The sequence below is a fragment of the Vibrio variabilis genome, from assembly GCF_003263785.1.
GTDB lineage: Bacteria > Pseudomonadota > Gammaproteobacteria > Enterobacterales > Vibrionaceae > Vibrio > Vibrio variabilis.
This window is the reverse complement of sequence record NZ_JYJK01000007.1, coordinates 97043-112918: the sequence shown is the minus strand read 5'-3', so window position 1 is coordinate 112918 and position 15876 is coordinate 97043. Positions and strand designations below refer to the sequence as shown.

General features: G+C 46.5%; 10 protein-coding genes and 4 pseudogenes. 10 read left to right on the top strand and 4 right to left on the bottom strand.

The window, feature by feature from the left end:
* Positions 1-86 precede the first annotated feature (86 nt).
* The 5 genes and pseudogenes from TZ48_RS01520 (at position 87) to TZ48_RS01500 (ending at position 5567) form a co-directional block, all read left to right on the top strand.
* Positions 87-874: pseudogene (locus tag TZ48_RS01520) on the top strand (M48 family metallopeptidase).
* Positions 875-1109: 235 nt separating this feature from the next.
* Positions 1110-2292, top strand: a pseudogene (locus TZ48_RS01515) (outer membrane protein transport protein); the annotation flags it as partial.
* Positions 2293-2380: 88 nt separating this feature from the next.
* Positions 2381-3646 carry an Ig-like domain-containing protein gene (locus TZ48_RS01510; RefSeq protein ID WP_162674448.1) on the top strand — a complete coding sequence of 422 codons (1266 nt, stop codon included), beginning with the start codon at positions 2381-2383 and terminating at the stop codon, positions 3644-3646.
* Entirely contained in the window at positions 3643-4824 is a 1182-nt protein-coding gene (locus tag TZ48_RS01505) for a hypothetical protein (RefSeq protein WP_112477996.1), read from the top strand. Before TZ48_RS01510 ends, TZ48_RS01505 begins: the two co-directional genes overlap by 4 nt.
* A gap of 176 nt (positions 4825-5000) precedes the next feature.
* A complete protein-coding gene (locus TZ48_RS01500) occupies positions 5001-5567 on the top strand; it encodes a PhnA domain-containing protein (protein WP_042495704.1) in 567 nt (188 codons plus the stop codon).
* Positions 5568-5647: 80 nt separating this feature from the next.
* On the opposite strand, the gene TZ48_RS24275 is transcribed toward TZ48_RS01500, so the two are convergent.
* Positions 5648-5851, bottom strand: coding sequence for a hypothetical protein (locus TZ48_RS24275; protein WP_162674447.1), 204 nt, complete (start codon positions 5849-5851; stop codon positions 5648-5650).
* Positions 5852-6284: 433 nt separating this feature from the next.
* Here TZ48_RS24275 and TZ48_RS01495 point away from each other — a divergent pair.
* Positions 6285-7521 (top strand): annotated as a pseudogene (locus TZ48_RS01495) (aromatic amino acid transport family protein).
* Positions 7522-7666: 145 nt separating this feature from the next.
* Positions 7667-9103, top strand: coding sequence for a methyl-accepting chemotaxis protein (locus TZ48_RS01490; RefSeq protein ID WP_112477995.1), 1437 nt, complete (start codon positions 7667-7669; stop codon positions 9101-9103).
* 496 nt (positions 9104-9599) lie between these two features.
* Here the strand turns inward: TZ48_RS01490 and TZ48_RS01485 are convergent, their stop codons facing one another.
* Together TZ48_RS01485 and TZ48_RS01480 are read right to left on the bottom strand one after the other, a co-directional pair.
* Positions 9600-10250 carry an HAD-IA family hydrolase gene (locus tag TZ48_RS01485; RefSeq protein ID WP_112477994.1) on the bottom strand — a complete coding sequence of 217 codons (651 nt, stop codon included), beginning with the start codon at positions 10248-10250 and terminating at the stop codon, positions 9600-9602.
* 125 nt (positions 10251-10375) lie between these two features.
* Positions 10376-10876, bottom strand: coding sequence for a hypothetical protein (locus TZ48_RS01480; protein WP_112477993.1), 501 nt, complete (start codon positions 10874-10876; stop codon positions 10376-10378).
* Positions 10877-10948: 72 nt separating this feature from the next.
* Here TZ48_RS01480 and TZ48_RS01475 point away from each other — a divergent pair, with 72 nt between their 5' ends.
* On the top strand, positions 10949-11422 hold the full coding sequence (locus TZ48_RS01475; protein WP_112477992.1) for a CreA family protein: 474 nt from the start codon (positions 10949-10951) through the stop codon (positions 11420-11422).
* 201 nt (positions 11423-11623) lie between these two features.
* On the opposite strand, the gene TZ48_RS01470 is transcribed toward TZ48_RS01475, so the two are convergent.
* Positions 11624-12412: a sensor domain-containing diguanylate cyclase gene (locus tag TZ48_RS01470; RefSeq protein WP_162674446.1), complete on the bottom strand. Its 789-nt coding sequence runs from the start codon at positions 12410-12412 to the stop codon at positions 11624-11626.
* Between the two features lie 210 nt (positions 12413-12622).
* On the opposite strand from TZ48_RS01470, the gene TZ48_RS01465 reads away from it, so the two are divergent.
* Both TZ48_RS01465 and TZ48_RS01460 read left to right on the top strand, forming a co-directional pair.
* The gene (locus tag TZ48_RS01465; RefSeq protein ID WP_112478077.1) at positions 12623-13930 is read left to right on the top strand and encodes an inosine/guanosine kinase; all 1308 of its coding nucleotides are present in this window, start codon (positions 12623-12625) and stop codon (positions 13928-13930) included.
* Positions 13931-14095: 165 nt separating this feature from the next.
* Positions 14096-15842: pseudogene (locus tag TZ48_RS01460) on the top strand (formate--tetrahydrofolate ligase).
* Positions 15843-15876: the final 34 nt, after the last annotated feature.

Sequence of the window (15876 nt, the reverse complement as noted above, 5' to 3'; positions counted from 1 at the left end):
CTATACTTAGCTGATTGAATGATAGGAATGATGCCTTCAGTTACCCAGAAAGGCAAACATCTCACAAGGACAAGGGAGTCTTCACTATGAAACGTTGGACAAAGGTGTGCTGCAGCGCTGCCATTACCGTCGCTATTGCAGCTTGTTCGTCGTCTCCAACTGGACGTAGCCAAATCATACTTTTCTCAGACGCGCAAATGAGCGACCTCGGTGCTCAGTCATTCGAGCAGATGAAGAAAGAGCTAAAAATCAGCGACAACAAACGCGTCAATGAGTACGTACAATGTGTGGCCAAAGCATCACTGACCATGTACCACCGCAACCCGAGTTTTCTCAATGGGAAGTGGTCGTGTTCGATTCTGACCAAGTGAACGCGTTTGCTCTGCCTGGTGGCAAAATTGGTGTCTATACAGGATTATTGGATGTTGCGGTAAATCAGGATCAGTTAGCCACCGTTATTGGTCACGAAGTCGCTCACGTTCTGGCCGATCACAGCAACGAACGTTTGTCACAATCTCAGCTCGCAAATGCTGGCCTTCAAGTCACCAGCGTAGCCCTTGGCGGCTCCCAATATAAGGACGTCACCATGGCAGCCCTTGGCGTCGGTGTTCAATATGGGGTGATTTTACCTTATGGACGTACTCAAGAGTCAGAAGCCGATATCGTTGGCCTAGAGCTCATGGCGAAAAGCGGCTTTGACCCATTCCAAAGTGTTGAGCTTTGGAAAAACATGGCGAAAGCATCCGGAGGAAACCAACCACCAGAGCTTCTTTCTACTCACCCGTCTCACGATACGCGCATTTCAGATTTGAAAGCCAAAGCGGATCAACTCCCTGAATACGACATTGCACACCCGACCTGCAAAAAGGCCTAAACGTTGATTTACGCCGGATACTTCCTATCCGGCAGTTCTCTCTTTTTGTGAATCCTTCCCGCTTTTCCAAAGTGCAACTAACAGCATAGCGAACGCCTGTATCATTTTTGAGCATTTCTCCTTTTAATTTACGTAAGTGTTACATATAGTTAACAACAGGTCTGACAAGTCGCACTAAATAGTCACTCAAAGATGTGACAGCTCAGATTCCCTACATTTATGAAAGGACGACTAAATGAAAAGAAGAATGCTGCTGACACCAATAGCGCTCGCTGTTGCTGCTCCCACCGTCTTTGCTGCTGGATTCCAGGCAAACGAACACTCCGCATCCGGTCTTGGGCGCGCCTTTTCTGGTGAAGGTGCCGTTGCTGACAATGCGAGTGTGTTAGCTCGCAACCCTGCGGCAATGACGTTGTTTGATACTGCACAGTTCTCTGGTGCGATTTCAGTGGTGGATCCGCAGGTTGACGTGACACAAACCTCCCCAATAAATCAAACATCTAAGGATGTTGCACCAACTCAGCTAGTGCCTGGTGCTTATTACATCAGTCCTATTAATGATAACTGGGCTTGGGGCTTGGTTTGTTTACCAACTACGGCGTAGCGACAGACTATCCTGACGGCATTTACGCAGGCGATCTCGCGGGTGACACCTCACTCATTACCGTCAGTCTTAACCCTAACATCGCCTATCGTATTAACGAGTCATTTTCTGTGGGCGCTGGTGTGAACCTAACCCATGCCGAAGCGGAACTGACACGCCACAAAGGAGGATTAGCTCCATCATTTGGCGGAGGTAACCCGAGCGACAATCTGATCGGCCTTAAAGGTGATACATTTGGCTACGGTTGGAACGTTGGTGCCTATATGAAATTAACGAAAATAATCGCCTTGCTCTGACCTACCGCTCTGCCGTTGACCTCGAATTCAAAGATGGTGAGTTCTCGAGCTATGACTCGGGTATTGCAACCAGACCAACGGTTGATGGGCGTTTGGATGTGACTTTACCATCCATTTGGGAGCTATCGGGATATCACAAGTTCGCAGAGAAATGGGCGCTTCACTATAGCTGGTTTAGAACCGAGTGGAGCAGTTTTACCGAACTAAAAGCGACGTCACCTGATTGTAACGATGGCACCGCTGGGCAATGTTTCTATAAGAAGGAAGATTATAGCGACAACGATCGTTACTCCCTTGGCTTTACCCATTATCTCAATCAGGACTGGACACTTCGAGCAGGTTTCGCGCTTGATCAGCAAGCCGGTAAAACCACATTAAGCATCCCAGATACCGACCGTTATTGGTATTCCGCTGGGTTTACTTATCAGTGGAACCCAAACTTATCATTTGATGCTGGCATTACGTACATCCATGGTAAGCCAGGCTCGTTCACTGAAGAGAACGCTGCAGGTGAAGTGCTCACGTTCGATGCCTCGTCATCGGCCGCTATTGGTGCACTCCAAGTCAACTATGTATTCAATTAATGGCCAGAGAAAGGATTCAATAATGAAAAAGACAATTCTCGCGACCGCACTGTCTGGCGCTCTATTTCTTTCTGGTTGTGGCAGCGACGCTACGCAAAGTGGTGAACCTACACTACCAACTTATGAGTCGTTTATTACTACTTCCCTCGCGCAACCAACTAAGCTTGAGTTTATATTAAGTGGTGCTAATGCCACTGTTCCAGTACCTAATAACCTACTCTTCAATCCCGTAGACGGAACTATCGAACTACCGACTGATGACAGTGCACTGTCAAACCCACTCGTCGCGATGGGGCAAGTGGATGGATGGTCGACGACCGCCAGCTTCTTTGTTCCATTTTCCGGTCAATTAGATTCCGCAACGGCTGCTTCGTCAGTAAGTATCATTAAAATAACGGATAAGATGACTGGCAACCCACTTCCAGAAAAAGTCCTACAAAATGATATTGATTATGAAGTATCAGTGAGCGGGAAAAGGCTAATAATTACTCCCAAAATACCATTCGAATCAACATCTGAATATCTGATTGCAATAAACGATTCACTACAAGATGTTGACGGCGCAAAAGTGGGTATGTCCCAAAGCTATGCCTCATTAAAATCAAAGTCGCGCCCTTACGAGTCAGGCGACTTAGTCGCACCTCAACAGCTTACCTATGGCGTTGAGGCGTTAGTTGAAGGCGCGACCACTGCTCTAACCCCCAACCCAGTCAGCGCGGAAAGCATTGTGTATTCCGCTTGGTTTAGTACTCAGTCAGTAGGCGCAACCCTTGCGGCAACAAAAGGGATGCTGGCCTTAGCGCAGGGTGCGGATTACAGCTACGAAACAATATGGAAAGAGAGTGCAAACCCCAATAACGCGCCAGTGGCCACTATTGGTCAAATGACCTTTGGTACCGGGGCAGACTACGCAGCGGTACTCGCTAACGATGCTAACTTTACCAAATACATCGCTTCAGCCGCGGAACGTGACCAAGTTATTGGTCTTTACAACCTGAACACTCCGAATATGGTTACCGTTAGCCGAGGAACCGTTAATCTTCCATACTACCTAGAAACCGGAACCAATTGGAATACACAACCGTTTGAGTCTGGTTCGACAAGTTTAGCGATCATCAATGATGCAGTAACCGATGAAGCAGAGCTCAATAACTTCTCTGAACAGCTAGTTGGATACGGCATCAACCTGCTGAGTTTTTCGCAGATCCTGCGTCGAAACTTCAAGACATCATTGGCTACACATTCACTAAACTGGATGGCTCTCGTTACGACGCTGAGCGCATCGTGACGCAATACTCACCAGTGCCTGTCGTCAAATCAGTCGAAGCGGTCAACTACCTACTCTTCACACCCACCAACCAAGATCCAAACACGGGTATACCGTTGAAAGGGCTGGTCATCTATCAACATGGCATAACCTCTGCGAAAGAAAACAGCTATTTATTTGCTAACAACCTGGCGTTAAACGGTTATGCAGTTATCGCCATTGATGCACCTATTCATGGTGACAGAAGTCTAGATGATCAGCGCTCGGCTAATGCCAATGTCTTGGCTTATATGAACTTGTCCGTGCTTCCGGTGGCGCGCGATAACATTCGCCAATCTATGCTCGATCTCATCACTTTGCGCTTAGCACTGGGTACCAATCAGCTAGCGCAGCGATTTAATGGTACTGCGATCGCAGCGCTTCCTCCTTTAACTACCTCGGCGCCAAGCTTTATCGGTCATTCACTGGGTGGAATATTAGGTGTGCCGGCGGTCGCTCAATCGAGCGCAACACTCGACCCATCTGTGGATGTATTGTTCTCATTCAAAAACGCGTCGTTTGTGAATGCTGGTGGGCAGATAGCAAATCTCTTACTGGGTTCTCAGGCATTTGGTCCCGTTGTCACTCACAACGTCGCACAGGCTGGTATTGCTGAATATGCTTCCTATGCAGCGGATAATTGTGGCACATCAGGTACCGAAAACTATGAGCTAAACTGTTTAAATGGCTTTGAAAATCTCAACCCAGCCGTAAACTACCCTGCACTCATTTCAGCAACATCTCAATTTAGTTTTGCTGCCCAAACCGTGCTTGATACCGCGGATCCTATCAACCATGCAGCGGTGCTCAATACGACTACGACTGAAGCCTATATGGCGCAAGTATTTGGTGATGATACAGTACCCAACAATGTTAATGGACCCAATGACACTCCACCTACCAAATATGCATTGAGCTCACCACTGGCGGGCACGGAGCCGCTGGCGAAAGCATTAGCGTTGACACCAGTGGTTGCAAGCAGTGGGCTTGGACCACAAATCAAGCCGTTTGTTAAGTTTAATAGTAATGGAGAACACTCAACGTATGTTATTCCACAAGGCCCGAACGACATCGCTCATCACTCTGAAATGCAAGCACAAGTCGTGACATTCGTTGAAGCGAACGCAGCGATAGTGCAAAACACATCCGTGCTTGAGTAAACGTATTGTTCTGGTGAAAGCACGGCCTCGGCCGTGCTTTTTTATGCCCAAGATCACACTTTCCCGTAAAACCATGTATAATGCGCGGCTATCAATCCAGTGATACTAAAATTAAGTACCACATCATCTTAACCATCAGCTTTTGGCTGCTGGTCATATCAAAATAAGGTATATGTATGTCTACTGAAGCAACCATGCTTGAACGCTGCGAAAACAAATGTGAACTTTGTGCTGCCGAAACGGCTCTCACGCCATTCGCTGTTGCCCCTCATACACAAATCACGGTTGATCACGCGATTATGCTTTGCGACACATGTAAGAGCCAGATTGAAAACCCAGAGACCATGGACGTGAACCACTGGCGTTGCCTAAACGACAGTATGTGGAGCCAAGTTGCGCCGGTTCAAGTTATGGCATGGCGTCAACTTAAGCGTCTTTCCGCTGAAGGCTGGGCTCAAGATCTCGTCGACATGATGTACATGGACGAAGAAGTAGCAAAATGGGCTGAGCTTGGTCTTGATGAGAACCAAGAGAAGCCACGTGACGTGAACGGCGTTGAACTTAAGAAAGGTGACGACGTAACGGTAATCAAAGATCTACCAATCAAAGGGTCTTCTCAAGTCATTAAACAAGGTACTGTGATTCGCGGTATCAGCGTTAACCCTGACGATCCAAAGCACGTTCAAGGTAAAGCGAACGGTCAAGCGATGTATGTTATCGCTGAGTATTGCCGCAAGAAATAATCGATACCCTGGTGTTAACTCACACCTCGATCAGAAAAGCGACCTTCAAGGTCGCTTTTTTATCCACCTCAATTCACGCTCTAATCGACATTCAAAACAGTCATTACCGCCGCATGATCCGAGCCCGTGATTTCCATGATTCGCTCTCTTTGGCAAATAGGTGACCCATCACTATTCTCATTACTTACCCATAAGTGGTCTATCGCTACTATCGGGTAGCTTTGTAAATGCCAACGCTTAAGGAACACAGGCCAGCTGTGAATGGCGCTGGTGGGATTATTCACCGCTTTTTCTTACCACTATTTGTAACAGGGCTATTGCTCTTCGCTTTGCTCGTTCACGTCAAACTCAGACAACAGCAGACCAATTTCAATCGCATCTAGCCACTCGAGCTCTTGTTCGTTGATGTCTTTTTCCATGCTGATATTCCTTAATCATGTCGATACGACAATGTAGTCACGCTATATGACATTAATAAGAAACCCAACTCACTCATACCATTTCCTTGAGCAAAGTCATCGTTAAACGATTGCTTCGTGCCTCAACGCTTAGTCGTAAACTCTGGTTTACAGAGATATAAACATTATCGTACAAAGTGCTTGATCGATAGCTTTTAGCACTGCATAATTCCACCATTATTAGAATTAGCGTCTATAACAACAGCCAAATTAGCTTACATATCGCTAATTACCACCAATGCGTAAAGAATTATATACAATGCAGTCAAAAGTTCTCGGAAGCACTCTCATCATCGCCGGCACCACGATAGGTGCAGGTATGCTTGCCCTCCCCATTGCCTCAGCTGGCATCGGATTTGGTACCTCTCTACTATTAATGGTCGGTCTGTGGGTGCTCATGGCCTATACCGCACTCCTGATGGTTGAGTTACACCAATATGCCGACCATTCGGCGACACTGCATACGCTTGCAAAGCAGATCCTAGGCAAGAAAGGTAAGTACATCGCCAGCTTCGCGATGCTGTTTTTGTTCTATGCATTGTGTGCGGCATACATTGCAGGAGGAGGCGGTCAATTTGCTGAGCGCTTAGAGATGGTGTTTGGGCTTTCTCTATCATCAACCACAGCAACCGTAGTGTTTACGTTGATCGTCGCATTGACCGTTACCATTGGCACTCATGCGGTGGACAAACTGAATCGAGTGTTGTTTACCATCAAACTGATTGCCATGGGCAGTGTGCTTTTCTTGTTAGCACCGAATGTGACTCAAGGTTACTTAACCAGCCTTCCTCTCCAACAAGGATTGATTGTTGCGGCTATCCCAGTGGTCTTTACCTCATTTGGTTTCCACGGAAGTATTCCGGCGATTGTTAACTACCTAAAAGGGGATACCGCGTCGCTGCGTAAAGCCATCATTATCGGCTCAAGCCTACCCTTGGTCATTTACGTCTTTTGGCAACTCGTGACGCTAGGCGTTGTGCAACAACAAACCTTGGTTGAAAATAGCGGTTTATCTAACTTGATTTCGCTACTTTCAAGCACCGTTCATGTCGAGCGATTAGCGACGATTATTGGTGTATTCGCAGACCTAGCCTTGGTGACGTCATTCTTAGGTGTGAGTTTGGGCTTGTTTGAATACTTACGAGATCTTGGCCGTAAGGCATCAGCAGATACATCCACTGACAGCGCGTTTACTCATCGTGCTTTAGCTGCACTGATTACCTTTTTACCACCTTTATGTTTTGCTTTTGTTCTACCCACAAGGCTTCATTCTGGCATTGGGATACGCGGCCATCGCTCTAGCTATACTGGCGATATTTCTACCTACTGTCATGGTCGCGAAAACTCGTAAGGCTCAGTTAGAGCAGCCTCAATCTGCGACGCACTATCAAACGGGTGGTGGGCAAATTGCGCTTTACGCTGCAATGAGCGTCGGCCTGGTTATCGTTGTCGCTCAATTGCTTGTAAGCTTTCATGTACTCCCAAGCCTTGGTTAGTTTTAGTGATCATCATCACAACGATGATGTATCCCTATAAAGATATTTCATAGAAAGTCGATATCATACCCATTAATTAAGCCCCTCTGGGGCTTTTTCATGTCTATTCAATTCAATAATAACAATATCACTCACGGAGCCGCCCATGAGAGAAGTACAATTTAGAAAAATCGATGCGTTTTTTATTAAGCTGTCGATCAACGACAAAGTATGGATTGTGTTTGCACTGTTTTTTGCCGCACTCACCTACTCGTCTGTCGCCCGCTATCAAGACGCAGTAACCAGTTCTGAATCTCAAGCTATCTGTCAGGTCGAAGCGAGCCTCAATGCGTATCTCGACACAGCACAAGCTGCGGGTGATATGACTTTACTTAACAAGATGGGCGTGACAGAGGGATATTCTCAGTCCTCAGGCATTAACAATGGTACCGTGTCTGCGAGCGCGAAAGGCAGCGACGGCAAAAACTACTCGCTCAGTGTTTCAATGAACAAACAGCTTGAGCAAGCGAAATCTGACGCACTATCTAGCTTGGCGCTAACCTACCTTTGGGTGATTCCGTTTGGTATTTTCAGCTACTGGCTTGCGACATTCCTTGGCGGTGCACTTTACACCCTGTATACCACGGTAAATAAAATCGCAGATGGAGACCTAACTTCTCGTCTCAACTTTGTCGCTGGACGTGATGAGTTTGGTACTATCGGTGTCGCCCTAGACCAAGCAATGGATACGTTGACAGAGCTTGTTACCACAGTGAAAAACTCCGCGACTAGCTTAGAAGAAACAGCCTCTTCTTTTCATGAAGAAATGGCGCGCAGTAACAGCCAAATCAACAATCAATATGCTTCGTTGGATTCTGTCGCGACGGCAATGGAACAGATGACGGCTTCTGCACAAGAAGTGTCTAACATCTCTTTGCAATCAAACCAGCAAGCAGAAGAAGATAGCAAACAAGTTGAGCAGAGCTACCAACGTGTGCAGCAAGCCATTGCCGATATCAACCAGCTTTCAGCCTACATCGAAGAAGCCTCGCACTCTGTTGCTGCGTTAACCGACAACACGACGCAAATCAATGAAGTGATCACTACTATCAATGCGATCTCAGAACAAACTAACCTGCTCGCTCTCAACGCTGCAATCGAAGCGGCACGTGCTGGCGAACAAGGCCGTGGGTTTGCTGTGGTAGCGGATGAAGTTCGCACCTTGGCCAGTCGCACTCAGGCCGCGACTGTTGAGATTCAAGCGATGATTGAAAAGCTTCAGTCAGAAAGCCAGAACATTGCAGAGATCACGCAACAGACGGTTGAGCAAGCTCAGTCTAGTAGCAGTCTTATTGGTGAAATTGGTGGCGATGTGAATTCGATTGCTGACTCTTCACGTGCTGTTATGGACATGAGTACCCAAATCTCCACGTCAGCTGCAGAGCAAAGTAGCGTGGCATCAGAAATTGCCACAGAGCTAAGCGATATTCGTACCCAATCAGCAACCATTCGTGAAGTTGCAGAAAACAGTGAAATTGGCGTAGCGAACCTATCAAAAGCAACGAAGGTGCTCAGCGAAGTATTGACTCGCTATCGCACATAAGAAAAACGGATACAACGAGAAAACGCTCTTGAACAACCAGAGCGTTTTAATCAAAAGAATGTTTAGCCATAAACCAAAATAGATCAGTTCATCTGGTCTATTTTTTTATGCGCATGTATTTATATAAGCAATGATTTCGAGTCATTCACTAATATTAGTGATATAAGTCGCATTACCTCGCCTAATTCACGGGTAATGTAAGTGAGTTCCACTGAAGAGTATTACAATCATAAAAGCAAACCCATCCTCCAAAACAAGAGGGGTTTTATGAATAAAACCAAACCTTCGCACCCACCTCTGGGTCTATGTCCAGTGTGTGGATCTGATGAAGGACTATTATCTGAAGATGCAGAGACATTTATATGCGCAGATTGCGGCTACTTTACCCGCCAGTTTTCTCACCATAGTCTCGTGGTTTACCAGAGCACGCATTTTCAAAATCATGTTCCACGCATCAAACATATCCACCTGATGCACTAACGTTTCGCTGTTGCTACTACTCTGCCTTCTCGATGTGTTTGATGACGTCACTCATCGAGGTTAGGCAAGTACTAGAATTTTGTTGGTAATCACACGACAAGGCGAAGTGGATGGTTTGAATCCCCGCCGTAATGCCCATCTCCACCCCTTTAGCCGTGTCATCAATGTACAAGCATTCGTCTGGTAGAAAGCCCATCATGGTCACTGCATATTGAAGCAAGTCCGGTTCAGGCTTCCAGCTGTTTGCGTCAAACGCCGAAATCACACGATGACTAAAACGCTGTTCGAGTCCCACTGTCGCCAACATCTTTTTGGCTTTGTGTGTAGGACTATTTGTGACCACACAATATTCAATGCCGGATTGATCTAAGAAATCGAGTAACTCAACGGCTCCTTCCATTGGTCTTAATTGCTCTTCAAACAGACGTTGGGTTTGCTCGCGATAAATAGGCTCTAACAGGTCGAGTGATACGTGGCTCCCCGCCAATTGTTGAGCAGACGTCAATACGTCGGCAATTTTTCCGCCAACAAAGTTGTCCATGACGGCGTCTAACCTAAGTGTCACCCCAACTTGCTCAAACGTTTCGACTATTGCAACACAGCATAAACGCTCGCTATCAACCAAGGTTCCATCACAATCAAACAAGACACATTTAATACTCGCCATTATGTATTCAACGACCTTTTACACTTAATTTTCGTTGAATATTAATACACTTCAGCGACTCAGAAGGCGATGGAATCGAAAGTTTAGATATTTGAAGAGAGCAAAATTCGAAACTCAGTGATTGATCACCGTTTTTCTAACCAAACCTGTGAATTAGTTGCAATCTGGGCATTTTGTAATAGTGAAGCGATGCTAGTCGATACATTCGCCTCGTTCCAATCACCGCAAAGTGCGATATCTGAGATCAGCACCGTCTCCCTTTCTGTTGTTACCATGGCTGCCGCAGAGACTTCTCCATGCTCGAAACCAACGTACAGCGCGTGACCAGGCTCAACGATGATCTGCGTAAGAAATTCTACAATTAGTTGCTGGTGCTCATCATTAGCCCAGCGTTTGGAGTGCAACAAGGCGAACATAATGGTTAGCCGATGGAAATCGACCAAATGCCATTCAACGTTAGATACTGAGTCACTTGGGACTTCAAACGGTTCCAAGTAACAACTAGAGATAGCGCCGAGATAAAGATCGCGACCTTTGAGGCTCTCTTTGGTTGGATACCCACCTTCTACTTGGCTAGCCAGCCATTGATTCTTTTCGTTGTGGAGGCGTGTGGCTATGTCTTTCATATCAATCCTATTCGATTTTTCGGGTAACCTTAGTTATGGTATACAAAAGCCTAATTTAAAAAGGAATCCTTTATGCTCAAAAAGCTTTTGCTGGTCCCGCTTGTCACGTTAGCCCTATCGGGTTGTGGTGACAAAGAGGTGGGAGATGTATCGCTCGGTATGTTCACATTAAAAGATATTAAACTCAACACTCTTAATGACCCGATTGTTACTGGTGTTACCTGCCACGTTGCGAGTATCGAAGCGGATTTAAGCCTCTCAGATCCAAGCGACAGCTCCATTTCTTGTCGTCAAACAGGAGAAATTACGGCGGAGATGATTGCCCATATTGATAAGTCAAAATCCGGAGAGGTGGTATTTAAAAAGTCTAAAAGTATCTTTTTTAAGAGTATGAAGGTGCGCCGGATCTATGACGCTGATAACCAAACCTTGATGTATCTGTCTTACTCGACAAAAGAAACATCAGGCAGCTTTAAACACAGCCTGTCAACTGTTCCGCTATGGGGAACGGCTGCTTATTCATTACCAGCGCCATTACAGAAATAGCAGCGAAGCAATGTGAGAGACTGCTCAGCGCAACTTTACTGCTGTGCTGAGCAGTTTTTTCTCTCGTTACAGACATCACAACGGGTGATACGACTTAACCTCTGACAATGAACCAAAGTCGCGTTCTTTGCCGCTATCGTCTGTTTGACCGCCATCAGGCACCGTCAGCCTGAGCCAGTAGTAAACTTTCATTGGCACCCGTTAACTGCGCCACACCAAGGCTAACATTGACACTGACCTCCTCTCCCTTGTGGGAAGAAAATTGATGCCCACCACCCTGCTTCTCACTCGTTCAGCCACCTGATAAGCCGACAAGGCGCTCGTCATAGGCAGCAAAAGTGCGAACTCATCACCACCAAAGCGAAAACAATAGTCCTCTTCCCTTACTGAGGACATGAGGAGTTGACCAATACGTTGCAACACTTGGTCGCCAACACTGTGTCCGAAACGATCATTTACCCCTTTGAAGTTATCGACATCAATCATCACAAACGACAGGGGCTTACTACGACGGACGTGCGAGGCCACCTCACGTTTTAGCTGCATATCTAAATAGCGACGATTAAAGACACCGGTTAAAGCATCCCTCAATGCTAAGTACTCGAGTTGATCTCGCTTAGCAATCGATTCAGAGATATCAATAGACAACCCAAAGATGCCTTTTACGCGCCCTTGATTATCATAAATTGGGGTCTTTAAGGTTTGGTAATGACGGATGAACCCATCATTATCGACATTTCTCTCCACCTTTGAGATCGACTCACCGTTGAGAACTTGCTTGTCATGGACGAGTAACTCGTTACACGCATCCAAATCAAAAAACTGAGCATCATCACAGCCGATAATGTCATCTGCCGATCTACCAAACAACTGGGCAACGGCCTCATTCGCATAAACATATCGACGATCAACATCCTTCACAAACAAGTAACAGTCCAGCCGGCTAAGGACTTCTTTAAACTCCTTTGTGCTCAGATTAGCAATTTCCATACGCAACACCCCACTGTGCATCAAGGATAGACTAGTGGGATTTGTGAAAGTGTCAATAATATGTTGCTGATATATTAGACATAACCATTACTGTAATTTTTTAATTTCCACCAACGGTAAGATGCTTCACTTAATGACTGCAAAATTATGAAATAAAAATTATATTTCTGTGATATCATGCCGCCAAATTTTGAGCCGCTAGCCTTTATTATGAAATTTCCTGGACAACGTAAGTCAAAACACTATTTCCCTACCAGCAAGAAAGACCTATCGGTCAGTCAGGCGCAGTCCGCGCCTAAACTGTATCGTCCAACGATTGTTGGCGTCGGTCAAACCATCGTTGATATCGAAGCGCGTGTTGATGACGACTTCTTAGCGAAATACGACTTGAGCAAAGGACATTCGCTAGTACTCGAAGAGAGCAAAGCGGACGCTCTATACGCCGAGTTGGTCGAGAAAGAGTTAATCACTCACCAGTTCCCGGGTGACACCATTGGCAACACTCTGCACAACTACTCAGTACTCGCTGACAGTAAGTCTGTACTGCTAGGTGTTATGTCAAAAAATATTCAAGTGGGTTCTTACGGCTACCGTTACCTTTGCCGTACCTCTTCAAGAATGAATCTTAACCACTTGCAAACTGTCGACGGTCCTATTGGTCGTTGCTACACCTTGATCACCGATGACGGCGAGCGTACCTTCGCGATCAACGAAGGCGAAATGAACCAGCTACGTCCAGAAAGTATTCCTGAATCAGTATTCAATAAAGCGTCTGCACTCGTCGTTTCTTCTTACCTGATGCGCGGCAAACCGGAAGACCCAATGCCACAAGCCGTTGCTCGCGCGGTTGAAATTGCCAAGCAGAAGTCAGTGCCAGTAGTGCTCACGCTTGGAACTAAATGGGTGATTGAAGGCAACGAGAAGTTCTGGCAGGACTATATTCAAGAAAACGTCACAATTCTGGCGATGAACGAAGAAGAAGGTGAAGCATTGACTGGCTTTGCCGATCCACTAAAAGCGGCAGATAAAGCGTTAGACTGGGTCGACTTGGTACTGTGTACTGCCGGTCCTGACGGCTTGTACATGGCGGGCTACTGTGACAACGTCACTCTACGCGAAACTACCCATGACTTGCTATCATCTGAGCACTTCAGCGATTTCAACCAGTTTGAGTTCAGCCGCGCTATGCGCAAGCAAGACTGTGCCGATCCGCAAAAAGTATACTCACACATTGGCCCTTATCTGGGCGGTCCATTGGAAATCAAAAACACCAATGGTGCTGGTGATGGCGCGCTTTCTGCGTTACTACATGATATGACAGCTAACTCATTCCACAGCAAGAACGTATCAGACTCAGACAAGCACGTTGCACCCTGTTTAACGTACTCGTCGCTATCACAAATTTGCAAATACGCGAACCGTGTGAGCTATGAAGTACTCACCCAGCACTCTCCTCGACTGACGCGCGCTCTTCCAGAGAGAGAAGACAGCCTAGAAGAAGCATACTGGGATCGTTAAAAAAGGGCTTCGGCCCTTTTTTTGTTTCTGAATCATACAACTATTGAGGAACTGGTTAATATTAGTACAGCCCGCTGAATATTTAGCTTTACAAAGCATATTTAACCAGTATTATCCTGACGCAAACGTTTTCCTCAACAATTTTGTGGCTTTTAAGGACCGTTAATGCTTTCCGATATCGAAATCTGTCGTACGACGTCACTCTCCGCTATTTCTGACATTGCCGAGCAAGCTGGCTTGCTTGAGCATGAATATCATCCGCAAGGTTATCACAAAGCGAAAGTCACTTTGGACGCGGTCTCTCGCCTCAAAGGCAACCGTGATGGTAAGCTAATCGTTGTTACAGCCATTACCCCTACTCCTCTTGGAGAAGGCAAAACTGTGACAACTATCGGTTTGTCTCAGGGTCTAAAAAAGCTCAACAAATCGGTCATGGCTTGTATCCGCCAACCTTCTATGGGACCGATTTTCGGTGTTAAAGGGGGGCTGCAGGTGGAGGCTATTCGCAAGTTGCCCCAATGGAAGAGCTAAACCTTCACTTAACCGGTGACATTCACGCAGTCACAGCGGCGCACAATTTAGCAGCCGCTGCTATCGACGCACGTATCTATCACGAGCAGCGTCAAGGTTTTGAAGCATTTGAAACCCGCACGGGCCTAAAAGCATTAAAGATCGATAGCAAAAATGTGGTTTGGAAACGCGTAGTAGACCACAATGACCGTGCGCTACGCATGGTTACAGTGGGTCAAAACGAAATCAACAAGACTATTAATGGCTACGAGCGCCAAGATGGTTTTGATATCTCTGCTGCATCAGAGTTGATGGCCATCTTAGCACTTTCTAAAGATCTGAAAGATTTACGTGCACGCATCGGCAAAATCGTTGTCGCGTACTCTATCGACGGCACGCCAATCACGACAGAAGACTTACAAGTCGCAGGTGCTATGGCCGTAAGCATGAAAGAGGCGATTGAGCCAACTCTGATGCAAACACTGGAAGGCGTCCCAACCCTTATCCACGCGGGGCCATTTGCCAACATCGCCCATGGTAACTCCTCAATCATTGCTGACAGTATTGCTACAAAGCTGAGTGACTTTACCGTTACAGAGGGCGGCTTTGGCTCTGATATGGGATTTGAGAAAGCCTGTAACATCAAAGCGTCAGCGACGGATAAAAAACCAGATTGTGCCGTGATTGTCGCGACTCTACGCGGTCTAAAAGCGAATTCAGGCTATATGACCTTAAGCCGGGAACCCCAATCCCAGATAGCATTTATGGCGAAGACAGCGCTGCGCTAGAGGCTGGCTTTGAAAACCTGAAATGGCACATCAACAACGTTGCCAAATATGGTGTTCCATCTGTCGTTGCAATCAATCGTTTCCCACAAGACAGCGAGCAAGAGCTTGAGCAACTAAAACAGTGGGTAGAAGCGCTCGACAGTAATTGTAGCGTGGCGATCAGCGAAGGTTTTGCAAAAGGTGGTGAAGGAACAATCGCTCTGGCTGAAAAAGTGATTGAAGCCTGTACAACAGAGGCGGACTTTAAGCCACTGTACACCGCAGAGCAATCCATTGAAGAAAAGTTAATGACTGTGTGTGAAGTCGGCTACGGCGCAGCACGTGTCACTCTTTCTTACCAAGCGCAGCAACAGCTTGAACTATACAAAAAGCATGGCTTTGACAATCTTGCCGTCTGTTTAGCGAAAACACCGCTATCCATCACCACCGATGGTAGTGTGAAAGGCGCACCCACCGGCTTTGATGTTGTGATTCGTGAATTACGCTTATGTGCAGGTGCCGGTTTTGTTTACGCGCTGTGTGGTAATGTCATGACCATGCCTGGCCTTCCAGACAAACCCGCGTTTATGAGCCTTGATCTTGATGACGATGGCAATATTATCGGATTGAGTTAACGCTCCGCTCGTAAGAGTCTGACACCAAAAAGCG

Coding starts and splice junctions, on each gene's coding strand:
- TZ48_RS01475 (WP_112477992.1), top strand. CDS start 10,949: ATGCTCAAAAAGCTTTTGCTGGTCCCGCTTGTCACGTTAGCCCTATCG.
- TZ48_RS01485 (WP_112477994.1), bottom strand. CDS start 10,250: ATGGCGAGTATTAAATGTGTCTTGTTTGATTGTGATGGAACCTTGGTT.
- TZ48_RS01500 (WP_042495704.1), top strand. CDS start 5,001: ATGTCTACTGAAGCAACCATGCTTGAACGCTGCGAAAACAAATGTGAA.
- TZ48_RS01490 (WP_112477995.1), top strand. CDS start 7,667: ATGAGAGAAGTACAATTTAGAAAAATCGATGCGTTTTTTATTAAGCTG.
- TZ48_RS01470 (WP_162674446.1), bottom strand. CDS start 12,412: ATGGAAATTGCTAATCTGAGCACAAAGGAGTTTAAAGAAGTCCTTAGC.
- TZ48_RS01465 (WP_112478077.1), top strand. CDS start 12,623: ATGAAATTTCCTGGACAACGTAAGTCAAAACACTATTTCCCTACCAGC.
- TZ48_RS01480 (WP_112477993.1), bottom strand. CDS start 10,876: ATGAAAGACATAGCCACACGCCTCCACAACGAAAAGAATCAATGGCTG.
- TZ48_RS01510 (WP_162674448.1), top strand. CDS start 2,381: ATGAAAAAGACAATTCTCGCGACCGCACTGTCTGGCGCTCTATTTCTT.